Origin of the sequence: Lewinella sp. 4G2 (assembly GCF_001625015.1) — a bacterium.
GTDB lineage: Bacteria > Bacteroidota > Bacteroidia > Chitinophagales > Saprospiraceae > Neolewinella.
This window is the reverse complement of record NZ_LVWJ02000019.1, coordinates 62,085-86,603: the sequence shown is the minus strand read 5'-3', so window position 1 is coordinate 86,603 and position 24,519 is coordinate 62,085. Positions and strand designations below refer to the sequence as shown.

Below are 24,519 nucleotides of genomic sequence, written 5' to 3'. Positions count from 1 at the left end.
AAGGCTATGAATTTAAATCAGGTGACCGTCCCCACCAGGGACGTTGAACGCTCCATTGGCTTCTACGAAACACTGGGGCTGGAACTGATCGTGAAGGCACTACCTCATTACGCCCGTTTCCATTGTCCGGATGGTAATGCTACGTTCTCCCTGCACCAGGTAGAAGATTTACCCGCCGGAGAAGGTATTTACGTCTACTTTGAATGTGAGGACTTGGACAACCACGTCAGCCGTCTGATGGAGAAAGGGATTCACTTTGAGCACGGCCCGGTTGACCAACGGTGGAATTGGCGGGAGGCCCGCTTGAAGGATCCGGATGGCAACCAATTAATTCTCTTTTGGGGTGGGGAAGACCGCATTAATCCGCCCTGGAGGATTAGTTAACGTTAGGTGTCACGTTCAAACAGCAATCAACCCTCCCTGGCTAACCAACGCCATTGGCTTGAAGTGATAGCCATTGAATTCACCAAACAGGGAGATCGGGCCACCGCCACTTTCCGCCAGTAGGCTGTACTTATTTTCAAAGTTTGTACTGACTGCAAGTACTTCCCCTTTGCCACTAATAAGTTCGAACCTTCTGCCGGTGAACTGAGGATGAAAAGCGGTCAAGTAAACTGGGTAGGAATAAAGCCACGGGTTTAGAGCCAGTGCCTTCTGGTAATTACTCGTGAGGTGTTCTAGTGTCTCATATCCAATGAGGCCATCGTAAGGTCGGTTGCCCGGCACTGGTTGAGGGAACAGCGCCCGCTGGGGGTAGCTGCCCGGATAGTAGTAGACGGCACCTTGGTAGGAAGCCCCCAGCGGCCAGGATCTCTCAAACGCCATGTTGCCAAATGCGTAATCCAGTACGAGGGCGAAACGTCGAGTTTTTTCTCCGCGTAACCACGTTCGCCGGTGGCGTAGTCGATCATCAGCACCCTCCAGGACGCCCATGACCAGCCAGTGATCGTTGACGGGCGGTTGGCCCAGGATGGATTCCTTCTTGGGGTTGGCCCCCGCGAACGCGAGCAGTTCCTCGTATTTTTTTGTGGATAACCCATCCCGATTTTTCCAGGACCTCACGAAAAGGTATAAATCCCCTAACGCCCGGGCAATATCCCGTTCGGTTCCATCTGGCCCAAGGGAAGCCAAGCGGCGAAGAATACCCGCGGGGCCCGGGAGCTTGGTGTCGGTCAGTCGGGCAGCGGCGGACAGGAACGGTGCAGGCCCCTGGGCCAGGGTATCGGCAATACCACGGCGGGCGATATCCAGTAAACGTAGTTCCAACTCTTCCACGCCGCTGGTCATCAGATCGATGCGGTCCGAGCGGCGATCTTCGGCGGCCGGGATATCTTTAGTTGTTGCGGCTGGCTTTTCGGCTCGAAATTGTACGGAGCGAACCCAGGAGGGCGGTTGGCTCACCGTGATTCTGGATTGATCATTCTTTAGCATCAGGACGATGGCCAGGCCGTGGGCGCAGGGGCGCTGCCTTGCCCGGCAGTTACAGAAGTAGCGGCCGGTCCGAAGTTCTACGGCGGTTTCGGAATGCTTACCGCTATTGCCGTACAGAAATTCTCCCCACAGCCATTCGCCGTCTCCGCCGACTAGTCGCCAGCGCTTACTGTAGAAAAGTCGTCTTCCAGCCTCCAGGGTTTTGGCATCGGGCGCAAGGTGTAGCAGATCGTCGGGGGAAGTGATCATTGGAATACCGTGATCTTAGTCTGGCCTTTTGTAAGGATGGCTGGCCGGAGCAGCTACCGGAAATAAAGGATGTATGCGGTAGCAAAGGGAACTACAAAAATAAAGGCGTCGAACCGGTCCAGTAGTCCGCCGTGTCCGGGTAAGAGGTTACCGCTATCCTTTACTTTGACGCTGCGTTTGAGCATGCTCTCTACGAGGTCACCCAGGCCACCAAATACGGCTACGATTGCCGCCAGGCCGAGCCACTGAATGGTGGGGATATCGTCGTAGACCAGGCTGAGTAGGTAGCCGAAGATCAGACAAACCAGGACGCCACCCGTGCTGCCTTCCCAAGTCTTATTGGGGCTGATCCGCGGGAAAAGCGGCGTCTTCCCTATTAGGCTACCCGTAACGTAAGCGCCCGTATCGTTAACCCAGGTCAGGACCAGCAAACCAAGCACTAGCCGCGCTCGGAAGTCGGTTCCGTCAAAAGCAATGAAGTTCACTAGGGCAAATGGGAGGCCAATGTAGAATAAGCCCAGGATCATGTACGCGATGTTGGCGAAGGGTTCCTTACTGTGGCTGTACAGTTCGTAGATGAAAATCGTAAATACGAAAGGAGAGAAGAGGAGAGCGGCAAGCGTGATGAAACTTTCAGGATCACTCACGTCCATCAAAGAAAGGATGGTGACCAGCACGAAGGGCATCAGCCCGAGGAGAAGACCGAAAACCTTCCGGATTTTATCCCGCCGGGTGTGTAGATCCAGTGTCATGCCAAAGAATTCCCACAGACATCCGGCTGCGATGGTCAAAAACAACAACGAAAATGTGTACTCCCCGGTGTAGTGGCCAACCACCATGATACAAACGAATATCACGGCCGTAGTGAGCCTTCTCCAGAGTCCTTGCAAGCGACCGATAATTCCTTTTCTTTTAGTAACGCCAAGATAGGTTACGGGGTGCGAACTTTCGCTAGCGCAAGCAAATCCCCCTTTTACTTGCTATCGGGTAAAGTTCACCCGTCCTTTTTCGGCTTTGGTAACAGGATTTTAAGTATCCGGCTGAGCGGGAACCTTGCTTACCAATGGGAAAATCGATAGCTTTACTCACGTAATGAAGATGCTTGGCGTCTTACACCTACAAACCCTTTTTCCCGTTAACCCTGTCAACCCTGACCTATGCGCACTTTAGTCTTTTGCCTGTCCTTCTGCCTTTCGGCAGCTTTCTTCTCCTGTGAGAACGAGTACGAAAATGTAGTTCCCACCATTGAAGATCAGGAGATCTCCTTCACCGTTGATGGCCAGTCGGTTTCCTTCAAGGCGCTGCCCGACGCCCAGACTGGGCCAGGCGCTATTGAGTACGATGGCGATCAGCCCTCTACTAACCGCCTCTCCGTTGCGCGTGCAGATGCAACCGGTAACACAACCATCAACATTACGGCAAATAACCTGCCGCTGGCAAAAACCGACAACGGTCTTGATTACGTTGGCCAAACTACCACCCCCGCCACGATTGTCATCCGCAGCACCGAGATGAGCGGTAGCATCTACTGCCCCCACGTCGAAGCATCCGACGTAATGACCTACGAAGGGCAAATCTCCTTTGAAAAAATCGCTGCGGACGGTACCCTCAAGGGAACCTTTTCCTCCGGCAAGCGCCGCGACGGCAACCCCAAACTGGAGGCCGGTGTCATCGACGTAAAACTGAGCGTCACCGAACGGTAGTCCTTCATTACGGGACCATCCAAATTAGCAACATGCTAGTTACCAACTACACTACGAAGCCAGTGGGGAAAATGACCGCCCTGCTGGCTTTGTTCTTCCTGTTCCTCTGCCCGACCGTGCTGAATGCGCAGCGACCGCAGAGGATTACATCTCCCGATTCTGCCCGCTACAGCTTGCGGCTTCACCGGGAGGATGGTGGACCTTCCCGCGTAGATGAATCCGCCGGGACGATCTCCATCACCCGCCAGCGTTACGACCGCATTTTGACCATTGAGCAACGCCGCCGCCGCAAGGGGTACTGGCAGTTTAGTGGCTCCATGAGCGTGGGGTTCCCTTACGTCGATTACTATAACCGCAGGGAGTACTTCCGGACGGAGGATGCTTCTAGATCTACCTCTTTCATCTTGCCTTCCGGAGAGATCATCTACGGAAATAATCCGGAATACCTGTACGACAACGATGATTTCATGAGTGGATTTCATGCGTTTCCGAGGTTTGCGGCGGCCCGCCAGAGCAAGTGGGGTGGTTATTTCCACAGCACTTTTGGCTATTACCGTTCACGGGTTACCCCAAAAGGTGACCCTTATTCTAACATTTCCGCCGACCGGATCCGGGTGGCCAGGGTAACTAAGGAGGACGTCGTGACTTTTGAACTGGGCTTTCAGTATACCTTTTTCCGCTACCGCCGCGTGCGGCCTTACGTTGGGATGAGCCTCATTAATTACCTCTATTACTACGGTGAATCCGTGGACCGATTCTACGACGAGGCTTCGCGCAGTAGTGGCGTCATTGGAGGATTCCGCAGTAAGGAGATCTTTCCCATGTACACCGAATTGGCCTTTACTGCCGGCGCCCAGGTGGAAGTCAGCAACCGGGTCTCCGTCGGTGCTTTCCTTTTCTTCAACGAAGCCTGGAATATCTTTCTCGAAGCGCCCGTTGGCTTGGAAGTCCGCTATTCTCTGAAATAGGACTTATCTTAAGCCATCGATCAAGAGAAACAGCGGATCAAAAAATGGCAAAGGAACTGACGAAGGATGACCTGAAACTTTACTACTCTATCGGTGAGGTGTCAGAACTGTTGGGTATCAACGCAACTAAAATCCGCTACTGGGATAAGGAATTTACTCACCTTAAACCAAATAAAAATAGCAGGGGAGACCGCCGTTTCACCAAAGAAAACATCAAGCAGCTTCGCCAGATCGACAACTTACTGAACCACCGGAAATTCACCATCGAAGGCGCCCGGCAGGAGATTGCGGCGCAAAAGAAGGGCGGTAGTGAGGATAAAGACGCCGTGGTCAGCCGTCTCCTCCGCGTGCGCCGACGCCTGGAAGGAATGCTGTAGGGTCTACCTTATCGTGGTACACCGCATAATTTCTCAGCGATTGTCCTTTGCCATAATGGTCGAATTCACGCGTTAAAAGACTGGCCGGTCTGACAGTACTGCTATCTTCGCCCCGCATGGCCAAGGTCCTTTATTATTGCTTACTCCTCCCACTCAGCTACCTGCCGATGGCGGTTCTGTACGGAATCAGTAGTGGCTTATACTGGCTTTCTTTTCGTTTGGTTGGCTACCGGGTGGCCATTGTTCGGGATAACATCCAACGGTCTTTTCCCGATTGGGGCGAGGAACGGGTTGACGAGCAGGTCGAGAAATTCTACCGCTACTTTTTCGACACCCTCGCCGAATCCATCAAGCTCTTCAGTATGAGTGAGGCCGAGGCAGTGGCGCGCTGTAACGTATCCAACCCGGAGCTATTAGACCCTCTGGTGAATGCGGGCAAAAGCATCATCGCCGTCGGGGCGCATTATTCCAATTGGGAGATCGCGGGTATTTCCTTTCCGGCCATCTTCCCTCGGTTACAGGTTATGGCTGTCTACAGCCCGCTTAAGAATGATGCGGCCGATCAGATTGCGCGCGCTAATCGGCAACGTAACGGTACCCGGCTCGTCAGCCGCAGGGTCATCAAAGCCTACTTTGAACGGCCACGGCAACAGCCTGCACTGGAGTTCTTCGTCGCTGACCAGAGCCCGAGCAACGTCATTTGGCAGAAGATTCACTGGACGACCTTTCTCAATCAGCCCACTGGTTTTTTGGCTGGCCCGGAGCGGTTCGCAGTGCGCCACGATACTCCCATCTATTACATGAAATTACGGATGGTAAAACGTGGTCACTATCTAGGCGAATTACAGCGAATCTCGGATGATCCCACCAGTACCACCCCGGGGGAAATCACCGAAGCTTACGTCAGAATCTTAGAGGAAGAGATCCAACGCGACCCAACCCCCTGGCTCTGGACGCACCGCCGGTGGAAGCGGGAGGTGCCGCCCGAGGTAGCCGAACAACTCCAGCACCAGGCTTACCTGCCACCGGAATACGAGCGCTAGCAACCTGGTCAGAATGCATACTCCTGCCGCGCAATATTCCAGCGCACGCCAAGATTGACGACCGTGGTGCTGAGGTCCCGGGCATCTACTTCAGAGTCCTTACTCCTGGTGAGGTAGGTCCCTTCCAGCCAGAGGTTGGGGAACAGTTCGTAACTGGCTCGCAGACTCAGCAGGGTATTGGTGTAGCCGATTCCCTGGCCGATTTCATTCCCAAATTGGGAGGAGCGCTGCCCGGAAGGCACGTTCAGGTTTTCACCCACCACTACGTCATCCGTACTCTCCCCCTGCTCAATCAGGTAAAGGCGCTGCCGCAGGTGCAAACGGGGTAGGGGACGGTAGTCAAGACCAATCAGGTTCTCCGTAAAATTGGCACCCAGCGGATGGGCTAACGGCATGGCGAAGTGGGTATAGCTGGAGTTGCCACGGTGGCTAAAGATGTAGGGACGGGCGACATTTCGTTCGGCGACGATGTCCAGTTGGTCCAAACCAAAGGCATCCACGTAGCGCGCCCCCAATTGGTAAGCCCACTTGTTGGCCCACCACCCGCGGCGTTCGATGAAGAGCTCATCAAATTTGAACTCATCCAGGATAAACTGGCCGTAAACCTCTACCCGCCACGGGCTGCGGTACCGGCCCATTAACCCTACCATCGCGTTGTCGGGGCTGCCGACACTTTGCTCGATGGTCCGGTAGAGGATGACCGGGTTGAGGTAGGCCAGGTCGAACCCATCCTCGCGCGTCATGACGACGGCTTCAAACAAACCAAAGTTGAGTCGCTTGCCAACATTAATGGATAGATGGTGGCTGGCCAGGTATTTCTTGGCTAGGGGCATCCCGGTCGACGTTTGGTCGGCGGGGCCGTCCGTCAGCTCCGCAAAGATGTTGCGGTAGTGGAATTTCCAGATTCGCCAGTTTAGTTCCAGGTAAGGGTAATTATTACTGAAGTTGGAGAGCAACATGCTACGTTCGCCATCGCCAATAAAATGGGTGCCGTACCCTAGCCTAGCCCCCACGTGCTTGGTAATGTCCGCAGAAACGAAGCCTTGGCCATTGAGGTAGTCGTTCCCGTCGTTGATATTGGCAACGTCCAGAGAATACCCCTTCAGAAACCCGGCCCCCGGCAAGGCCTCGAATTGGTCCCTAAACTGGCGGACGTAATTGGGGAGACCAATCTGGGTTTCAAGAATGTCAAAGTGCAAAAAGATGCGATCGTCCACCCCGGCCCGGAGGCTCAAACCACGGCGGTTAAAAAAGTAATCTTCCTGATCGTCTTGTTGCTTTCCGTACCTGAAATCGATGATGGGGTTCAGGCGCAGGTAAAAGTCCTTTTTATGGACCTCCATTAAATTGGCCGGGGTAGGGTAGAGAAAGTTCAGTAAAGGCGACTGTTTGCGGTGGAGTGGGCTATCCGCGGAGCTGAGGGCGAAGTCATCCGCCAGGAAAAAGGCGGCTCGGTCGCTGTCTTCCCCCAGGGTCAAGTCCGGAACGGAAAGCCATTCATTAGTATCATCGTAAAAACCCTGGAGCCGGTACCGATCTACTCGCGACATGGATTCTCCGTAGAGCTTGTCGTAAGTCTTGGCGAGTTGTACCAACGTGGCCCGGTTGATGGGCTCCAGACTAAGGTCCGTAGCCGGCTGGGCAAAGCCTTCGTTTCCGTACCGAACGATCAGCCGGCGGATGAGGTCGTAGTTCTCATCCCCCGTCGGTAACGGGCTACCTTGACCTAAGAGCGGTAAAGAACTTATCAGCAATAAAAGGAACAGGAGGTAAGGTCGGGCAAACATACCCGCAAGGTACGTAGCCGGCTTGCTGGATGTATTAAGAAAAGCCCAAACGTAACTGCCGCAAAATATCGACACAGATTTACCGGTTAATTAGGGGATGGTCTGGCAGCCCCTATCTTGCCACTCCCAGATGTAATTCCACATGCGTTTAGCCTTTTGCACCCTATTCCTGCTGATGTTCTCCCTTACCTGCTTTGGCCAGGATGTGGTGGAGCAAGCCTACGGGATCGAGGTAGCGCCCCATTTCGGGAACCGCCGGATCTCCGCCGGCAGCGGCGTAGTGTTTACGGAACTGGAAAGACAGGATAGCCTCGAATCCGGCCGGGGCGGTTACGGAGTAGGTTTGATCTACACGAGCCGCGTCAACAAGATTGGATTTACCACCGGCGTACGCTACCTACAAACCGGCTACAGCGTCGCGGAGCAATCGGACCGACGCGCCGGCTCCAACCGCACCTTCAGCCAGGAAGTAACCGCTCAGTATTTGAGCATTCCCTTCGAGCTAAACTTCTATCAGGACATCAAGCCGGAAGACCGAGTCTACTTCTCCCTGGGCGTAGCTGGTCATTTCCATTTGAAAACAGAGACGGAACAAACGGACTTCATCGAAGGGGAAGAGCAGGGAACCATCATCCTGGAAGAAGACCCCGAAACGAGCTTCCGCCCGGCTACGATCTCCCTGAATACCTCCATTGGGTACGATCGTAAACTATCAGAACGACTGAGTTTTCGGGTGGAACCCTTCTTCCAGTTTTTCCTGCAGGGGAACCTCAAAAGCAACTTTAACCAGACCAACCGGAACTACTTCCAGGTCGGTAGCCGGGTACTCGTGCGCAGGTTTTTCTGACTTGTAAAGTGGTGAGCTAACTCACGGGCGCGCTTAAGCGTGCAGTGTCGCTTGGCGGGCGGCCAGTACACTTTCCTCTTCTTCCCGTTCGGGGTCGGGGACGCAACAGTCTACCGGGCAGACGGCGGCACACTGGGGTTCTTCGTGGAAACCAACGCACTCGGTACATTTGTCGGGGACGATGTAGTAAAACTCATCACTCACCGGTTCCTTATCCTCGTTGGGTTCTACCACTTCGCCCGTCTCGATCTTATAGGGCTCGGTGATGGTCGTTCCTTCGGCCATCGTCCATTCTACGCCGCCTTCGTAGATCGCGGTGTTGGGGCATTCCGGTTCGCAGGCTCCGCAATTGATGCAGTCGTCGGTGATCATGATGGCCATGGCGTCAGAGTTTTCTTCGTCGGTAAAGGGCGGCGGGCGTGAGTATTTGTCGGCCCGTCGCCGTGGGGTTTGTTTGGCAAACAACGTAAGTGTACCAATTGGTTCTCCGTTGGAAGTGCAAAACTACGGAACGGCCCGGTCCCCCAACACCCCAACTTATTATTTTTATCCATTCTACGCACCCGCGGCAGCGCCCCTTGCTACGTGCGAAAAGAGTTGGTAAGCGAAGGCGCGAATGGTGTTGCCAGAACGTTAGAGCACTGGTTGGTTTAAACTTTAATCTAAGCCAGACCTTCTATACTGCCCAACGGTATACTCATCGGTACGGATAAATTCATACCCACAGCTAAATGCTGCGGAATAATTTGTGCGGCCGGGAAAAATATGTATACTTACAAGCGGGCAATACGTTTAACCACGCCCAACCGAAGCTATCAAGCTACCCATGGAAAGATACAGTGACGAAGACCTCGCAATTTTTGGCGAGCGCATCAAGGCAGATTATAAAGAAGCGAAGAACGAACTCCAGATCCTGCAGGATCAGGTAAAGGAACTCAGCGAAACCATGTCCCAAAACTTTGGGGCCGATATGGGTGAAGACAGCGGCTCCGTGAGCGCTATGGAGCTCCTTAACGAGCAAGTGCTCCGTAAACGCGACCACATCACCGCGCTGCAGAACGCCATGCTTCGAATCCAAAATAAAGTCTACGGCAGCTGCGCCGTAACCGGTAAACTGATCGACAAAGAGCGCCTCGCCGCCGTGCCGACCACCACCAAAAGCCTCGAAGGCATGCGCATGCAGGCCAGCGGCGAACTCGACATCACCGCCGCCGACGTTGCTCGCCGCGCCGCCGAACGCCGCGAAGGGCCGAATAAGATCGTCTCGCGCGTCAAGATTCCGCCGCCACCGCCGAAGAAACCCTCCAAGCCGAAGCGGAAGAAGCCCGGGCGGAAGCCGCGGCGTCCGGTTGAGGAAGAAGACGATATTATTTGATTGGCGATTCTCGATTCTCGATTGGCGATTCTTGATTGGCTGCCGCACGGCTTTGTCGCACTGCGTGCTTCCGATTTGCGGCGCAGAAATTCGTGCTATTTATAGGTGAGTACTGATTGTTGGTAGCCGAGCGCAGCGAGTGAAACAGCGGTAGCAAATCAGTCCTCACTTATCGAGAATCGAGAATCCTAAGCGGAGCGCAGCGTAAGCACCGTCACCTCCGGTAAAATCCCCACCCGCCCGGGGTACCCCAAAAAGCCTAAACCTCTATTCACGTAGAGGTACTGCTTGCCTTCCCGGTAAAGGCCGGCCCACTGTTTGTACAGGTACTGAGCGGGACTCCAGCGGAAGCCGGGGATTTCTACGCCAAATTGAAAGCCGTGGGTGTGGCCGCTGAGGGTGAGATCAATGTCCGGATAGCCGGGGCGGATCTTGGCGTCCCAGTGGGTAGGGTCGTGGCTCATGAGGATCTTACAATCACAGTCATTCGTGCCGGCGGTAGCTTTTGGCAGGTCGGCTTTGCGAGGGAAGCGGAAAGCAGAGCCCCAGTTTTCTACGCCCATGATGGCAATCTTGTGGCCGTTAATTTCCACCTTTCGGTGCTCGTCACGCAGGAGATCCCAGCCTAATTTCTCGTGGGTTGCGTAGAGCGTTTCCATGTTCTCCACCTTCGCAGCATCGCTGGGCCACTGGTGGTAATCGCCGTAATCGTGGTTGCCCAAGACGGAATAGACGCCGTGCTTTCCTTTGACCTCCTTGAAGATATCCACGAAGGGCGCCATCTCTACGGCTTGCTCGTTCACGAGATCGCCGGTAAAACAGACGATGTCCGCTTCTTCTTCATTGATGAGGCGTACGGCGTCTTTCAAAGGTTCGGACTTCGTCCAGGAGCCCGAATGCATATCGCTGATTTGGACGATTTTCACGCCATCGAGCCCAGCGGGCAAGCCTTCAATCGGCACGTCCACGGCAAAGCGGCGGTAGCGGTAGGCGTTGCGGACGATCCCGTAGGTAAGCGTTGCGAGGGGAACGCCACCGGCAATCAGGGCGGCTTTGGCGAGGAAGCGGCTGCGGCTCGTATCACGCTTCGTTACGGGGCTGACCTTGTTGCCCACCCATTTAGCGCCCCGTCGCAGATCATCGATTAGCAGCACGAGCACGATGGGGAGTTTACACAACCAACTCAGGAAAAGAAAGACCCGCACCAGCGTTTTTGCTTCCTTCCCCCAGCTATCCGTTACCTCCACGATGTTGAGCGCCAGTAGGAGGTAGGCGATCAGGGTGATCCCGAGGTATACCCCTTTGATGAGCCGGCGCCGCCCCTGACTGTACGGGGAAACCCAACTTCTTACGGCCTGGTAGGCGTAAACGTCAAGGGCAAGGAGGGTGGCGAGTAAAACTAAAAGGCGTCCGATCATTTGGCGAGGTAACTACCCCCACACAACGCCGGGCGGGGCATAAGTTTCACCGCAGCGCGTCATATCCCAGAAATCTTCGGGGGTAGTCTTCTCCATTCAGCACGAAGGGGCTGGGCCACAGCGAATCCCGGTACACCGTAATGGTCTTGTACGCTGCGCCGTGGTAGAGTTTGATCTTCGCAAACTCCCGGTCGCGGTGGGCGATCTCATCAAAATAATCCGCATGGGGCGCTGCCGCAGGTGCGATGAATCGTTGGGCCGTCGCCGAGAGATCACCGATGTTGATCCCCCAGAGTAAGGAATCTTGCTTGAGGACGGAGATACTGTCCACTTCAGTAGCCAGTAGGTTGAGGAGCCTCCGCTCCCGGTAGGCATCGAAGTGCAAATACTCCTCCCGCCAGGCATTGAGGGAGGGGGGCAGTGCCAATACTTCTTCCGCTTCGGCCCAGGATGCGTAAACCGGGAGCTGGGCGGACCGCGTAAAGTGCAGCGAAAAGCCTTCTTCCTCCCCCTGAGCCCGGATGCGAATTTCCACCGTGCGGTAATCCTCACCCTTGGGCAGCTTCCGAATCGTAGAGTCCGAGGTGACACTAGCTAGCATGTCAACGAAGCGGGCGATCTTTCCGTCCCGGTCCAATAGCAAGCGCTGTTTGCGGGTGGCCATCCACTGGTTCCCTTCACCGCGTTGGAGACGAAATAACTCCGAACGCCCGTCCTTTGGCAAAAGGCTGATGCGACTAATGTCGTCCAAATCCGCCTGCACGAGCCGGACTTCTACGGGCCCCCGGGAATAGTCCTTTAGATAGAACCAGGCACCGTAGGCGACGGCGACGAAAAACAGGAGGGAGATCAGTCTGCTCATTGCGCCCGCTAAGTTACTATCTGCATGCGTGGATATTGGCAATCAGTGGCGCTCCTCACTTCAGGAATTCTACCAGCTTTCTTACGGCTCTTCCTCGGTGGCTGATGGCTTGCTTTTCCGTCTTGTTCATTTGGGCGAAGGTGCGGCCGTCGCCTTCCGTGGGGATGAAGATCGGGTCGTAGCCAAAACCGTCCTCTCCGGTAGGGATTGCGGCGATGTGGCCTTCGCAAATACCCTCAAAAAAGTGTTCTTCGTCTCCCCGAACGAGGCAGATCACCGTTTTGAAGCGGGCGGTTCGCTGCGCTTTATCCTCCAGGTTTTGCAGCACTTTTTGGTTGTTGTCCGTAGCGTCTCGCTGGGGACCGGCGTAGTGGGCGGTATCAACGCCGGGTGCATCGTCCAGGGCATCGATGAGGAGGCCGGTATCTTCGGAGAAACAATCGTAGCCGTAGTTGTCCTTAACGTAGCGGGCCTTCTGGCGGGCATTCCCCTCGATGGTGCCACTGGTTTCTGGAATCTCCTCGAGGCAGCCGATCTCCTTGAGCGATTTGAAATCGTAGCCCTCCGACAATTGGTTTTGGATTTCGGCGATCTTGTTGGGGTTGTTGGTGGCGAAGACCAGGGGCATGGTGGTGGGGATTTTTGCGCAAGGTAGGGTGGGTTTATAAACTTTTTGCCCCACCCGGACGCTCGCGGGACCTCCTGCGTCGGACGCCACGAGGACCTGGGATTTTAGAAGTTGATTGAGAATGTTACATCCCTCTAGGTCCTCGTGGCGTGGTCAACTCGCGCGCAGCAAGAGTTGAGCTCCTCCGAGCGTCCGTCCAGTTGCAAACCTGCTTTACAAATTGAGCTCCCGCGAGCGTCCGTCCACCTGCAAACCTCCTGTTCAGCCGGACGCTCGCGGGACCTCCTGCGTCGGACGCCACGAGGACCTTGGATTTTACTAGTTGATAGAGGTTGTTGCCTACCTCTAGGTCCTTGGAGCGTCGCGCAACGTCCTTCAAGCGTCCGGTGAACGAAGCAATCGTTCGATCTTCGTTAAACCTGAGCACTCGTACAATTCCATCAAGCCAACACCGACAACTCCTGCCCAACCTTCACGAACGCCGCGATGGCCCGGTCCAAATGCGCCTGCTCGTGGGCGGCGGAGAGTTGGACGCGGATGCGGGCCTTCCCCTTCGGTACGACTGGATAGAAAAAGCCGATCACGTAGATGCCTTCTTCCAGCAGCCGGCTGGCGTACTGCTGGGCGAGGGGCGCATCGTAGAGCATGACGGGGACGATGGGGTGGTCGCCGGGAATGATGTCGAAGCCGGCTTTTGTCATGCCTTCGCGGAAGTATTTGGTGTTGGCCGCCAGTTTATCCCGTAACGCCGTTGACTCACTGAGCATATCAATGGCTTTGATGGATGCACCGACGATGCTGGGAGCAAGGGTGTTGGAGAAGAGGTAGGGGCGCGACCGTTGGCGAAGGATATCCACAATTTCCTTTCGGGCCGCCGTGAATCCACCGGAAGCTCCGCCAAGCGCCTTGCCGTAGGTGCCGGTGATGATGTCCACCCGGCCCATCACGTCGCAGTATTCGTGGACGCCGCGGCCAGTCTTCCCGATGAAACCGGTGGAGTGGCATTCGTCTACCATGACGAGGGCACCGTAATTATCGGCCAGGTCACAAATCTTATCGAGTTGGGCGATGGTGCCGTCCATGGAGAAGGAACCGTCCGTAACGATGAGCTTGCGGCGAGCACCACTGGCGGCTTTCAGCTGCTCTTCCAGCGAAGCCATATCGTTATGGTCGTAGCGGTAGCGGGCAGCCTTGCAGAGACGGATGCCGTCGATGATGGAGGCGTGGTTCAGTGCGTCGGAGATGATGGCGTCCTCCTTGGTCAGGATGGGTTCGAAGAGGCCACCGTTAGCGTCGAAGGCGGCGGCGTAGAGGATGCAATCTTCCATTCCCAAAAAGGCGGCCGTTTTACGCTCCAGCTCCTTGTGGATGTCTTGCGTACCGCAGATGAAACGTACCGACGAGAGACCGAATCCGTGGGTGTCTATTGTCGCCTTACTGGCTTCCAGCAGGGCGGGGTGGGAGGAAAGGCCCAGGTAATTATTGGCGCAAAAGTTGAGGACGTCGTGAGTACTGGTCGTATCAATCTCTGGCCCCTGTGGGGTGGTGATCACCCGTTCGGCCTTGTAGACGCCGGCTTCCCGCATCTCGTTGAGTTCTTGCTGGAGGTCTTCTTTGAAAGTAAACATGGTCTGAATATTTGGGGCGGGAATTAGCCGGTAGGGAGTAGAGAGGTAAGGTTGGTGCCGGGCTGCAGGTTTAAGCTGCCGTTGTACCGAACGTCGAGCGCTTCGATCATGGTTTGAACGATTCGCTCCAGGTCAAAATCCGGTTGCCAGCCCCAATCCTCCCGCGCTGGACGGTCATTTATGGAATTGGGCCAACCGGCGGCGATGGCCTGGCGGTAATCCGGCCGGTAATCGATCGTGAAATCGGGGCGAACCTTCCTAATGGCTTCCGCTAACTGAGCGGGGGTGAAGGATGCACCGGAGAGATTGTAGGAGGTGCGGGACCGAATCCGGTCAGCCGGAGCTTCCATTATTTCGAGGGTGGAACGGATGGCGTCGTCAATGTAGATCATCGGGAGCGCTTCGTCGGCCTCCAGAAAACAGGTGAAGCGTTTACCCTGCGCGGCGGCGTGGAAGATATCGACCGCATAATCCGTAGTCCCGCCACCCGGATCTGATTGGTGGCCGATGACGCCGGGGTAGCGGAGAGACCGCACGTCGAGCCCGTAGCGCTTAAAGTAGTACTGCCCCCAATTTTCCCCGGAAGCTTTGCTGATCCCGTAAGCCGTGAGTGGATCGAGGCAAACATCGTTTGGGGTTTTATCTAACGGAGCGGCGGGGCCGAATACGGCAATAGAGCTGGGGTAGAAGACCCGCTCCACACCTTCGTGGCGGGCGACTTCGAGGACGTTCAACCAGGCATTCATGTTAGTCTGGTAGGTCCGGACCGGCTTCGCTTCCCCACTCGCCGAAAGGATGGCGGCCAGGTGGAAGATCCGCTTGATTCGGTACTTCCTCACAATGGTGGTCATCGCATCCAAGTCGGTAGCATCCAGCAACTCAAATGGTCCGGTAATCTGGGGGCAGAGGCGTAAATCGGAGGCCACCACGTTTCGTATACCGTAGCGTTTCCGCAGAGCCGGTACGAGTACACTGCCCAATTGGCCGCAGGCGCCAGTGACGAGAATGCTGCAATCTTTCATCTGCTGCCGGTTTACTTTTGCTGGAGGGTGAATACCTGACAAAGTTAAGTTCTACCGGAAGGTGGTGCAGGAATGGGGCTGAATTCCGTAATTATCCCCGTACGCTAAAAGAATATCGCTAAATTTAACGGTGAACACGGGCTGGCGTCCGGTCGCTACCGTAAATTTTATTGCCATGACAACTAATTCAATCGACGAAACCGATCTCACCATCCTGAAACTCCTACAGGAAAACGCCAAGAAGACGGCCAAGGAGATCGCCGCGCAGTTGCACCTGACCCCGTCCCCGGTTTACGAACGGATCAAACGATTGGAACGGCAGGGCTACATCGAGCGGTACGTGGCCATTCTGAACAAAAGGAAGTTTGACCTGCCGGTCACCGCTTTCTGCCAGGTATCGATGCGGTACCATGAGAAATCCTTCATTGAAAAGTTTGAGGCCCAAATTCGGGAGTTGCCCGAAGTGCAGGAGTGCTACCACATGGCGGGGCGGGTGGACTTCATTCTAAAAGTCAACAGCAAAAGCCTGGATGATTACCACGACTTCATCCGCTACAAACTCACCCTGATTGAGAACATTGGGGAGATCAATTCTTCCTTTGTGCTGAAGGATATCAAGCATACTTCGGAGATCAATATCTGAGGTGTAAGACGTTAGATTGTAGAAGCTAGATTTTAGACACACCTGTGCCTAACCAAATAGCGTTGACAGATTAATAATGAAGTCGCGCCATTACGCACGACGGTTTTTAAATTTTTCCTCAGTTAGGTACTTGACACCGGCGGGGAGTATTTGCCCACGCCCCTCACGGGCATACTTGCCGGGCGTGGGTAAATACTTCACGACGGTTGGGCACAGGTCTTCATTCACTCCCTGGCCGTCCTTGATCAAGAGCGCATAGCGGTAGCCTGGCTGATCCGATCGCCAGCCGGCCACAAAGGCTTTGGGACTGCTTCGCAACGGCAACCTTCCGTGGATCCGTTTGGTGTTATAGTGCTTCACGGCTCTGTTTACCAGGCGCTTTAGCTGGTCAAAGTCTTTGGGTTGCCAGTGGTCGAGGTACTCTTGTTTGATCACACCGTTGAGGCGTTCAGCGTAAGCATTGTCCAGCGCTACGTCGCACATACTACTTGAGATGCCTCTGCTACGCAGTCGTTCGACGAACTGACGACTACGATACTGCGAACCACCATCGCTGTGGAAGATGAGACCCTGTAGATCTGACTGACCACACTGGCGAAAAGCGCTTTCCAAGGCAGCGATGTTTGCCGTTGCCAGTAGGTGTTTACTCGTATGGACACCTACAATCTGACGGCTATAAACGTCAATGATGAAGGTGATGTAGTAAAAGCTATTGTTGATGCGATAGTACGTCGTATCGCTCTGCCATACTTGGTTAACCCCATTGATAATCAGTTCTTTAATTAAATTAGGATAGCGATAGGACCCCGATCGGGTTACCCGCACGTAGTTGCGTTTACGGACTAGGGCATAGCCACGCCGGGTCATCTCACGGCAGAATGCGTTGCGCGAGATATGCCGCGGCCGTAGCATACTCCAGGCTTTCTGTAGGCCCAGGCCGGGGTGTTCTCTGCGCAACAGTTTTAACTGAGACTCAGCTCCGTTCATGGCATCCTCGTGCTTAGCTCGGCGCTTCCCAAAAGCAGCGTGAGCTTGTCGACTAACGCCCAAGGCTAAATAGATCGTTTGCTTCGTCATTGGCTCTTCTTTTTGCTCGAAGAGTCGGCTGAGCGCAGTGTGGAAGCAGCTTTTTTTTTGAACTCCGGCATCTCCTCTTCGTAAATGGCCAGCATTCTCGTTTTGTGGTCAAGTTGAATGGCCATCCGACCGAGGAGGGCTTGCTGTTCGGCGAGCTGACGTTGCAGTTCTGCAAGCTTAGCAGTTTGACTATTGGGGACTTCGACGATAACGGCATTCTTCTTGGCCATGCTACTGTATTTAGCGATCCAGTTGTAGATCGTTTGATAAGATACGCCGTAAAGCTGGACCATTTGCTTGACACTAAAGGTGCCCTCCTCAAAATCTTTGACGCGGGCTCGTTTGAAGCACTCGCCGTAGCGCTTGGTGGGACGGATCTTCCGATTTTTTGTTGACATTTCGATGCATTGGTGTCAACGTATTTGGTTTAGGACAACCCGCTCTAAAATCTAACTTCTAACGTCTAACATCCTTACCCCGCACCTGCGGCAGCGCCCTTTTGAGACGTTAGAAATTAGAAGCTAGATTTTAGATGGTCCCGATCCAAAATCTAACGTCCAACTTCTAAAATCTTTACCCTGCGGCAGCGCCGAAAACAACTTACGCTGTATAACCACCATCCACCGGGATACTAGCGCCGGTGATGAAGGAGGCGCCGGGGCCGGCCAGGAAAGTGACGACCGTGGCGATCTCGGAGGGTTTGCCGTAGCGGTTGAAGACGTTGCTGGCCCGTTGCGCGTCGGCGTACTCACCGTCGGCGGGGTTCATGTAGGTGTCCACGCTGCCGGGATGGATGGTGTTGACGGTGATGTTGCGCGGCCCCAACTCCTTGGCCCAACACTGGGTGAGGGAAGCGACGGCGGCCTTCGTGGCACCGTAAGCGCTGAAGAGCGCCGTACCCTTCATGCCCGTCACCGAGCCAATATTGATGATGCGGCCACCCGACTTCAGGTGGGGAATCGCCGCAAGTGTAGTGGCGTAAACGCCCTGAACGTTGACTGTGTAGTTTTTGGTAAGCACGTCGAGATCGCCGCGCTCGATGGATCCGCCGACAAATACGCCTGCGTTGTTGACGAGGATGTCCAACTGGCCGAAGGCCGCGATCACGGCTTCGATGAGGGCCGCGTTGTCCTCCGGGTTACCGGCGTCCGATTGGAAAGCTTTGGCCGTTCCACCCGCTGCTTTGATCCTGGCGACGACCTGCTCGGCCTCCTCCGCGCTCCGGTTGTAAGTGATGGCAACGGCCGCGCCCTCGGCGGCTAAGTGCTCGGCGGTGGCGGCACCGATCCCGCGGGAAGCACCGGTGACAAGGGCAACTTTATTGGCTAAACTGGACATGAATCTGGCTTTTGTGGTGTGGTAGAAGGCTACCGCATGAAAGCGCGAGCTACCCCAAAAGTTGAGTGATGCTGGACCTACTACCGGGCAAATGCCTGTTTGATCCCACCCCAGAGCGCCCGGCTGGATTTGTTGTCGCCCCGCTCCTTATCCGCCGCAATAGTCGCCGCCGAAGGGCAGGTCATGTACGTCCTACCTGCTAGCTTGAGGGGAAAGTAGGGCGACACGGAAAAGTGAAGTCCCAGTTTCGGCAAATCCTGGCCAAAGAGACAAATTTTGTTGACCTCCAGCCGGTGGATAAGGCCGCTTAAGTCAAGGCCATCTTCATCATCCTTAGCAGCCTGCAAAAAGTGAATTTGCTCCCCTGGTTGGTCGTAACCCGCCGCGGCAAGGACGCGCTGAATAAAATCCAGGCCTTCGTCGTAGACAATCAGGACCCGTTTTTCCGGATTTGCTTGCAAGTCTCCAACCGATGTGTTTTCGATGGTGGGCAGGGTGATGAGGTCAATGCGGGGGAAGAGGTCCATACCGCAAAATTACGGCGAAAGGGTGGGCTGAAAGTGTCAGATATTCTGGTGGTACGGCAACGTATGGATGGTGATGAAACTCCAGTTAATGCCCTACCTTTAGGCTCCCATAACCTTTAAATAGATCCGTCATGACCGTCACCACGCCATCGATCCACGTAGAAAAAGTACAGCAGAGCCGCGTGTCCACCGTGGATTGGGACAACCTCCCCTTCGGCAAGATTTTCTCGGACCACATGTTCGTCAGTGACTATAAGGACGGCGAGTGGACGAACGACCGCATCGTTCCCTTCGGTCATTTCACCATCCACCCAGCGAGCATGGTGCTGCACTACGGGCAGGCCATTTTTGAAGGGATGAAGGCCAGCAAACTGGACGACGGCACACCCGCGCTCCTCAGCCCCGGCGACCACGCCAAGCGCATCAACGCCAGCGCCCGCCGCCTCATGATGGCGGAGTTCCCCGAGGACCGGTTCGTCGAGGCCGTCAGCCAATTGGTGTCCCTCGATCGTGATTGGATCCCACCGGCGGAAGGAAGCGCCCTTTACCTCCGTCCCTACATGTTTGCGACGGATGAATTCATCGGCGTGCGCCCGAGTGAGACTTACCGGTTCTGCATCTTTACGGCGCCGGTTGGTCCGTACTACGCCAAACCGGTTCGTTTGGTGGTGGAGCAGGATTTTGTCCGCGCCGTCCCTGGTGGCACGGGTGAAGCGAAGGCGGCTGGTAACTACGCGGCGAGCCTCTTACCCGCTCACCTAGCCCAGAAGAAGGGATTTGACCAGGTCGTCTGGATGGGTGGCCCCAACATGACCCAGATCCAGGAAGTCGGCACTATGAATATCTTCTTCGTCATCGACGGCGAGGTCATCACTCCGGCTGAAGACGGTGCGATCCTGAAGGGGATTACCAAGAAGAATTTCATTACCATTCTCCGCGATAAGGGATACACCGTTACGGAGCGCGTCATCGAGATTGACGAGATCGTAGCCGCGCACGAAGCCGGTACGCTACAGGAGATGTTCGGTGCGGGTACTGCCGCCGTGGTCAGCCACGTAGCGGAGTTACAGTACGGCGATAAATTGATGACGTTGCCGGCCGTTGAAGACCGCAAGATTGGCCCAATGCTGAAGAAATACATCGACGGACTGCGGACGGGTAAGGTGGCGGATAAGTTTGGGTGGATTGTGAAGCTGTAGCTGCTTCGGCAACTCTACTGGTAGATTTTCAGTTCTTGTGATATGAGCATAAATATTCACGTGCCGGATAACGTCCATCTTTCCGAAAAGGAGATCAAGATGTCGCTCGCCGCAAAGTTGTACGGCGACCAGAGGATCTCTTTAGCGCAGGGTGCCGAAATCGTTGGGATCACCAAGGAGGAATTTATGCGTGGCCTCGGAGATCAGGGCGTGTCTTTTGTACAATATGAAGTACAAGAGGAGTTAGATAATCTATCGGAATTCTAAATGATAATTATTGCAGATAGTAGCCCGATCATCGCGCTAATCGGCATACAGAGACTGGATTTACTGCGAGATTTATTTGATACGGTCATCATTACAGATGTAGTGAGAGGTGAAATTTATCATAGTCTGCCAGATTGGATTCAGGTAGAGACTAACTATTCCAAAACTCTTTACGAATCGTTTCGTGAGCGTCTCGATGCAGGTGAAGCAAGCGCTCTTGCGATAGCGAGTGATATAGATGACGCGCGGCTAATCATAGATGAAATCAAAGGTCGCAAGCAGGCGGCCAGTTTATCGATCTCCTTCATTGGCACCATCGGCTTAGTAATTCTCGCTAAGCAGCGGGGCCTGATCAAGAACGGTAAAGACGTTCTTCAGGATTTGGTCGATGATGGGTTCTGGCTTTCTGATACCTTATTCGAAAAAGCTTTGCTGGCGATGGGCGAATCTGCCTAAGCTATCCCTGAGGATAACGCAAGCCAATAATAGTCCTGATTGCGGTCAGCGTCCGATGCAAAGCCAAAGAATCCTCCAAGCCCCAAAGCGCATTCTCCGAACGCCCGGCCCGTACATCCGCCATCACCGCCTCCGCTTCGTACTTATACCCATTCGCGCCACCGTAGTCGAAATAGAAATTCTCCGGCGGGTCATTTTTGCCACGGAGGATACTGAAGCTACTCGGCTCGTGCCAGCGCGGGTGCCAGTGGATGCTGCCGGTCGTCCCTAAGATCAGGGCTTCCGTTTTCGTGCGGCCCAGTACCGTACTATAATTATGGCTCAGTTGCCCGCCGGCGTGGTGACAGGTTACGGACGTATCCAAATCCACGCCCTGGGGCGAGAGGCGGGCCACGGCGTTAATTTCCGTCGGTTCACCCAACAAAAATTGGGAGAGGAATTGCGGGTAAATGCCAATATCCAGCAGCGCGCCGCCACCTAAATCGGGGTTTAAAATTCTGTTGCGGGCCAAATTGGGCGCTGCCGCGGGTGCTAAGGAAGTGGGGGAGAGGGCCACCTCCAAATCATTCGCCCGAAAGCCAAAATCGGACCGGACCGACAGCACTTCCCCAATCGCTCCGGAAGCAATGAGTTCCTGCACCTTCAGCGTGGAGGGGAGAAAACGCGTCCACAAAGCCTCCATCAAATAGGTGCCGGTGGACCGGGCCTTCGCCACCATCTCCTCTACCTCGGAAAGGTTGAGGCCAAGAGGTTTCTCGCACAGGACTGGGACGCCCCGCTCCAAACACATCAGCGTTAACTCTAGGTGTTGGACGTGTGGGGTGGCGATGTAGACCGCATCAATCCGAGGCCCTTCGAAGATGCCCGCGTAGGTGCCGGCGGCGTACTCCGCTCCGTGGTTATCCGCAAAGGCCTGCGCCCGTTCCAGTGAACGGCTGCCGACCGCGGCGAGGTGAGCTCCTTCGATGAGGGGAAGGTCTTCGGCAAACTTTCCCGCGATGTTGCCCAAACCCAGGATGGCCCAATTGAATTTATCCATAGCGGAAAGATAGAACGCCGGGCGCAACGAAACCTTTACGATTGAGTCCCGCCAAAAGATAAATACCTCATCCATCCGGAACTACGTTAAGAGAATAAGCCTACCTTTGCGCCACTAATTGTTGACCTGACAAGTATTTCCTTCCATGAACCCTACCATCCCCGCTACTGACGCCCATTCTACCGACGTGATTGCTACCGACAACTTCCCCCTGCTCGGTACGGATTACGTCCACCTCTACGTTGGAAATTCCCGCCAGGCGGCTCACTTCTACATCTCGGCGATGGGCTTCCAACCCCTGGCTTACCGCGGGCTGAGCTCCGGGGCGAAGGATACGGAGAGTTACGTGGTGGTCCAGGATAAGATCCGCCTCATTCTCACCTCCCCCCTCCAGCCCGGTACGGAGGTTGGGCGCTTGCACGATCTCCACGGGGATACCGTCCGGTGCGTAGCCCTTTGGGTGGAGGACGCGAAATGGTCGTTCGAGACTGCCGTTGAACGAGGGGCAGTACCCGTCTCCGAGCCCAGCGTCAGCTCCGACGAACACGGCACCTGCGTCCGCGCCCAAATTCAAACCTTCGGCGACACCATCCACGAATTCGTAGAACGGAAGAACTACAACGGCACCTTCCTGCCCGGCTACGAAGCCTGGGAACCCGCCTACCGCGCCGAACCCGTCGGCCTGAAATTTATTGACCACATGGTGAGCAACGTGGGCCTCGGCGAGATGAACACCTGGGTAAATTGGTACGCCGACGTGATGGATTTCAAGCAACTGATCTGTTTCGACGATAAGGACATCTCCACCAAGTACACCGCCCTGATGAGCAAGGTGATGAGCAACGGCAACGGCCGCGTCAAGTTCCCCATCAACGAGCCGGCACCGGGCCTGAAAAAGAGCCAGATCGAGGAGTACCTCGAGTTCCACAACGGCCCCGGCATCCAACATATCGCCGTGGCGACCGACGACGTAATCAGCACCGTAACCGCCCTGCGCGACCGCGGTATCGAATTCCTTCGCGTACCGGATAGCTACTACGATACCCTCCTCGAACGCGTCGGCGATATCGACGAGGACCTCGAACCCCTCCGCAAACTTGGTATCCTCGTGGACCGCGACGACGAAGGCTACCTCCTCCAGATCTTTACCAAACCCGTCCAGCCTCGGCCGACGGTCTTTTTCGAAATCATCCAACGCAAGGGTGCGACGAGTTTCGGCAAGGGGAACTTCAAGGCGCTCTTCGAAGCGATTGAGCGGGAGCAGGCTTTGCGGGGAACGCTTTAATAGTCTATAGTCTGCAGTCTATAGTCTATAGTCTGGTGACTACAGACTGTAGACTACAGACTACAGACTAATCTTTACCTTCGCGGCTCAAATCAACTCCGATGAGATACTGCCTGCTACTCCTCCTCGCCCTGACTTTTTGCGGCTGTAAGAATGACGCTCCGGCCGCGGAAGAACTGCTGCCCAACGGTAAGAAGAAACTGACGAACGAGGAAAAACTGGCCATGATGGCCCCGCCACCCCCCGAATGTGGTGCGCTGACGCAGGAAGAAGTACAGGCCATTCTGCCGGTGGACGTGACCTTCCCCTTGCCCGGACAGCGATCCGTTACCTCTTTCTATTCTTGCCAGTACGATATTGATGGAAGCAATTGGTCCAGCCAGCTTATTATTGAGTTTCCCAAGAAGCCAAATGGCCGCCAGACGGTGATCGACAAGGTCGCGGGCGCCAAAGCGGGAGAGGAGCTCACCATTAAGGGCAACTCTGCACGCATCGTTGACGATAACACCATTTACGTAGCCGGTGCGAAGCCACTCATGATCAAATACACCGCCGTAAGTCGCAACGCGACGACGCAGGTGTGGAAGCCGGAGGAAGTCCGCGGTTTCCTGCAGAAATTCGCCGAAGCGGCGCTCTAGTGCTTGCTGAGTATTGGGCATGAACCCAATCATTTTTACTCTTCCTTCCGGTTCACGGCCGCTTCCAGTTCCGCGTACCAGTCTTCGCCGTACTTGCGGATGAGGGCAGGTTTGGCGAACTCAAAAACGCGGATCTTTTCCCGTTGGCCCTTGGTGCAGGCGGCGGAGCAGATGTCCCACCGGTCGTAATTGAGGGCTTCAAAATTGGCCTCGGGCTTGCTCTTCACGCGAATGGGGTAGAGGTGGCAACTGATGGGTTTTTTCCAACCGATCTTGCCTTCGTTGTAGGTTTTTTCGATGGCGCAATAGGCCATCCCACCTTCGGTCTTGCCCATATAGGCGCAGGCGCCGCCGTTGACGAGCGTCGTATCCCAACCCTTGGTTTCCGGGCTGTTCGTGTAGAGGCCCTGGGCTTCGATGGCGGCGATGCCCTCCGGCGTCAGGTTGGGTTTTACTTGCTCGTAGGCGTTTTCCAGTTCCGCCAGTTCCGCTTTTTCGAGGGGTGCGCCGAAGTCGCCTTCCCAGCAGCAGGCTCCCTTGCAGGCGTTGAGGTTGCAGGCAAATTGCTCGTCGGTCACTTCGTCGCTCACGAAAATATCCTGGATGAGGTACATGGTCTTTCCTTATTCGAAGCGGAAAACTGGTCGTAACAATTAGCTCGTCCTGACTCACCGCTTTACTGGTATTCCCCGCCAAAATCGGAAGGGCCTTG

Annotated in this window: 28 protein-coding genes; 13 read left to right on the top strand and 15 right to left on the bottom strand. The window is 55.1% G+C overall.

Annotation, left to right across the window (positions count from 1 at the left end):
* Window positions 1–6: 6 nt before the first annotated feature.
* Entirely contained in the window at window positions 7–384 is a 378-nt protein-coding gene (locus A3850_RS17410; RefSeq protein ID WP_068220144.1) for a VOC family protein, read from the top strand.
* 15 nt (window positions 385–399) lie between these two features.
* Here A3850_RS17410 and A3850_RS17405 read toward each other — a convergent pair whose 3' ends face one another.
* Together A3850_RS17405 and A3850_RS17400 are read right to left on the bottom strand one after the other, a co-directional pair.
* Window positions 400–1,680, bottom strand: a complete 1,281-nt coding sequence (locus A3850_RS17405; RefSeq protein WP_068220141.1) for a hypothetical protein — start codon at window positions 1,678–1,680, stop codon at window positions 400–402.
* 53 nt (window positions 1,681–1,733) lie between these two features.
* On the bottom strand, window positions 1,734–2,570 hold the full coding sequence (locus A3850_RS17400) for a phosphatidate cytidylyltransferase (RefSeq protein WP_076639978.1): 837 nt from the start codon (window positions 2,568–2,570) through the stop codon (window positions 1,734–1,736).
* Between the two features lie 267 nt (window positions 2,571–2,837).
* Between A3850_RS17400 and A3850_RS17395 the strand changes: the two genes are divergently transcribed.
* The 4 genes from A3850_RS17395 (at window position 2,838) to A3850_RS17380 (ending at window position 5,771) form a co-directional block, all read left to right on the top strand.
* Window positions 2,838–3,383: a hypothetical protein gene (locus tag A3850_RS17395; RefSeq protein WP_068220135.1), complete on the top strand. Its 546-nt coding sequence runs from the start codon at window positions 2,838–2,840 to the stop codon at window positions 3,381–3,383.
* A gap of 32 nt (window positions 3,384–3,415) precedes the next feature.
* A complete protein-coding gene (locus A3850_RS17390) occupies window positions 3,416–4,351 on the top strand; it encodes a hypothetical protein (RefSeq protein ID WP_068220132.1) in 936 nt (311 codons plus the stop codon).
* A gap of 44 nt (window positions 4,352–4,395) precedes the next feature.
* The gene (locus tag A3850_RS17385; protein ID WP_068220129.1) at window positions 4,396–4,728 is read left to right on the top strand and encodes a MerR family transcriptional regulator; all 333 of its coding nucleotides are present in this window, start codon (window positions 4,396–4,398) and stop codon (window positions 4,726–4,728) included.
* Window positions 4,729–4,844: 116 nt separating this feature from the next.
* Window positions 4,845–5,771 carry a lysophospholipid acyltransferase family protein gene (locus A3850_RS17380; protein ID WP_068220127.1) on the top strand — a complete coding sequence of 309 codons (927 nt, stop codon included), beginning with the start codon at window positions 4,845–4,847 and terminating at the stop codon, window positions 5,769–5,771.
* Between the two features lie 8 nt (window positions 5,772–5,779).
* Here A3850_RS17380 and A3850_RS17375 read toward each other — a convergent pair whose 3' ends face one another.
* Window positions 5,780–7,558 carry a hypothetical protein gene (locus A3850_RS17375; protein ID WP_068220124.1) on the bottom strand — a complete coding sequence of 593 codons (1,779 nt, stop codon included), beginning with the start codon at window positions 7,556–7,558 and terminating at the stop codon, window positions 5,780–5,782.
* 142 nt (window positions 7,559–7,700) lie between these two features.
* Here A3850_RS17375 and A3850_RS17370 point away from each other — a divergent pair, with 142 nt between their 5' ends.
* Window positions 7,701–8,405: an outer membrane beta-barrel protein gene (locus tag A3850_RS17370; protein WP_068220121.1), complete on the top strand. Its 705-nt coding sequence runs from the start codon at window positions 7,701–7,703 to the stop codon at window positions 8,403–8,405.
* Between the two features lie 33 nt (window positions 8,406–8,438).
* On the opposite strand, the gene A3850_RS20525 is transcribed toward A3850_RS17370, so the two are convergent.
* Entirely contained in the window at window positions 8,439–8,786 is a 348-nt protein-coding gene (locus tag A3850_RS20525; protein ID WP_068220118.1) for a 4Fe-4S dicluster domain-containing protein, read from the bottom strand.
* 445 nt (window positions 8,787–9,231) lie between these two features.
* On the opposite strand from A3850_RS20525, the gene A3850_RS17360 reads away from it, so the two are divergent.
* Complete coding sequence (locus A3850_RS17360; RefSeq protein WP_068220115.1) at window positions 9,232–9,780, top strand: TraR/DksA C4-type zinc finger protein; 549 nt, start codon at window positions 9,232–9,234, stop codon at window positions 9,778–9,780.
* A gap of 188 nt (window positions 9,781–9,968) precedes the next feature.
* On the opposite strand, the gene A3850_RS17355 is transcribed toward A3850_RS17360, so the two are convergent.
* The 5 genes from A3850_RS17355 to A3850_RS17335 all read right to left on the bottom strand — a co-directional run bounded on the left by A3850_RS17355 (window position 9,969) and on the right by A3850_RS17335 (window position 15,338).
* Window positions 9,969–11,198, bottom strand: a complete 1,230-nt coding sequence (locus tag A3850_RS17355; protein ID WP_068220112.1) for a metallophosphoesterase — start codon at window positions 11,196–11,198, stop codon at window positions 9,969–9,971.
* Between the two features lie 46 nt (window positions 11,199–11,244).
* Window positions 11,245–12,060: a hypothetical protein gene (locus A3850_RS17350; protein WP_068220108.1), complete on the bottom strand. Its 816-nt coding sequence runs from the start codon at window positions 12,058–12,060 to the stop codon at window positions 11,245–11,247.
* A gap of 55 nt (window positions 12,061–12,115) precedes the next feature.
* Window positions 12,116–12,688: an RdgB/HAM1 family non-canonical purine NTP pyrophosphatase gene (gene rdgB, locus A3850_RS17345; RefSeq protein ID WP_068220105.1), complete on the bottom strand. Its 573-nt coding sequence runs from the start codon at window positions 12,686–12,688 to the stop codon at window positions 12,116–12,118.
* 440 nt (window positions 12,689–13,128) lie between these two features.
* Entirely contained in the window at window positions 13,129–14,316 is a 1,188-nt protein-coding gene (gene kbl / locus A3850_RS17340; RefSeq protein ID WP_068220102.1) for a glycine C-acetyltransferase, read from the bottom strand.
* A gap of 23 nt (window positions 14,317–14,339) precedes the next feature.
* Window positions 14,340–15,338: an NAD-dependent epimerase/dehydratase family protein gene (locus tag A3850_RS17335; RefSeq protein ID WP_068220099.1), complete on the bottom strand. Its 999-nt coding sequence runs from the start codon at window positions 15,336–15,338 to the stop codon at window positions 14,340–14,342.
* Between the two features lie 175 nt (window positions 15,339–15,513).
* Between A3850_RS17335 and A3850_RS17330 the strand changes: the two genes are divergently transcribed.
* Window positions 15,514–15,981, top strand: a complete 468-nt coding sequence (locus tag A3850_RS17330) for an Lrp/AsnC family transcriptional regulator (protein WP_068220096.1) — start codon at window positions 15,514–15,516, stop codon at window positions 15,979–15,981.
* Between the two features lie 90 nt (window positions 15,982–16,071).
* Here A3850_RS17330 and A3850_RS17325 read toward each other — a convergent pair whose 3' ends face one another.
* The 4 genes from A3850_RS17325 to A3850_RS17310 form a co-directional block, all read right to left on the bottom strand.
* Entirely contained in the window at window positions 16,072–17,058 is a 987-nt protein-coding gene (locus A3850_RS17325; RefSeq protein WP_068220093.1) for an IS3 family transposase, read from the bottom strand.
* Complete coding sequence (locus A3850_RS17320) at window positions 17,055–17,456, bottom strand: transposase (protein ID WP_068214175.1); 402 nt, start codon at window positions 17,454–17,456, stop codon at window positions 17,055–17,057. The genes A3850_RS17325 and A3850_RS17320 overlap by 4 nt, the downstream gene beginning before the upstream one ends.
* Window positions 17,457–17,658: 202 nt before the next feature.
* Window positions 17,659–18,396, bottom strand: a complete 738-nt coding sequence (locus A3850_RS17315; protein ID WP_068220090.1) for an SDR family NAD(P)-dependent oxidoreductase — start codon at window positions 18,394–18,396, stop codon at window positions 17,659–17,661.
* An 80-nt stretch (window positions 18,397–18,476) separates the two neighbouring features.
* Entirely contained in the window at window positions 18,477–18,923 is a 447-nt protein-coding gene (locus A3850_RS17310; protein WP_068220087.1) for a hypothetical protein, read from the bottom strand.
* Window positions 18,924–19,054: 131 nt separating this feature from the next.
* Here A3850_RS17310 and A3850_RS17305 point away from each other — a divergent pair, with 131 nt between their 5' ends.
* From A3850_RS17305 to A3850_RS17295, 3 genes are read left to right on the top strand one after another with little or no spacing between them, the layout of a single operon-like run.
* Window positions 19,055–20,122 carry a branched-chain amino acid aminotransferase gene (locus tag A3850_RS17305; protein WP_068220085.1) on the top strand — a complete coding sequence of 356 codons (1,068 nt, stop codon included), beginning with the start codon at window positions 19,055–19,057 and terminating at the stop codon, window positions 20,120–20,122.
* 42 nt (window positions 20,123–20,164) lie between these two features.
* Window positions 20,165–20,389 (top strand): UPF0175 family protein, encoded by a 225-nt coding sequence (locus tag A3850_RS17300; protein WP_068220081.1) that lies wholly within the window; start codon window positions 20,165–20,167, stop codon window positions 20,387–20,389.
* Window positions 20,390–20,845: a DUF3368 domain-containing protein gene (locus tag A3850_RS17295; protein ID WP_068220077.1), complete on the top strand. Its 456-nt coding sequence runs from the start codon at window positions 20,390–20,392 to the stop codon at window positions 20,843–20,845. It begins immediately after the preceding gene.
* A 1-nt stretch (window position 20,846) separates the two neighbouring features.
* Here the strand turns inward: A3850_RS17295 and A3850_RS17290 are convergent, their stop codons facing one another.
* Entirely contained in the window at window positions 20,847–21,884 is a 1,038-nt protein-coding gene (locus A3850_RS17290; RefSeq protein WP_068220075.1) for a Gfo/Idh/MocA family protein, read from the bottom strand.
* Between the two features lie 145 nt (window positions 21,885–22,029).
* Between A3850_RS17290 and hppD the strand changes: the two genes are divergently transcribed.
* Together hppD and A3850_RS17280 are read left to right on the top strand one after the other, a co-directional pair.
* Window positions 22,030–23,169: a 4-hydroxyphenylpyruvate dioxygenase gene (gene hppD, locus A3850_RS17285; RefSeq protein WP_068220072.1), complete on the top strand. Its 1,140-nt coding sequence runs from the start codon at window positions 22,030–22,032 to the stop codon at window positions 23,167–23,169.
* A 101-nt stretch (window positions 23,170–23,270) separates the two neighbouring features.
* Window positions 23,271–23,807 (top strand): hypothetical protein, encoded by a 537-nt coding sequence (locus A3850_RS17280; RefSeq protein ID WP_068220069.1) that lies wholly within the window; start codon window positions 23,271–23,273, stop codon window positions 23,805–23,807.
* Between the two features lie 35 nt (window positions 23,808–23,842).
* Here A3850_RS17280 and A3850_RS17275 read toward each other — a convergent pair whose 3' ends face one another.
* Window positions 23,843–24,421 (bottom strand): DUF3109 family protein, encoded by a 579-nt coding sequence (locus A3850_RS17275; protein WP_068220067.1) that lies wholly within the window; start codon window positions 24,419–24,421, stop codon window positions 23,843–23,845.
* Between the last annotated feature and the right edge of the window lie 98 nt (window positions 24,422–24,519).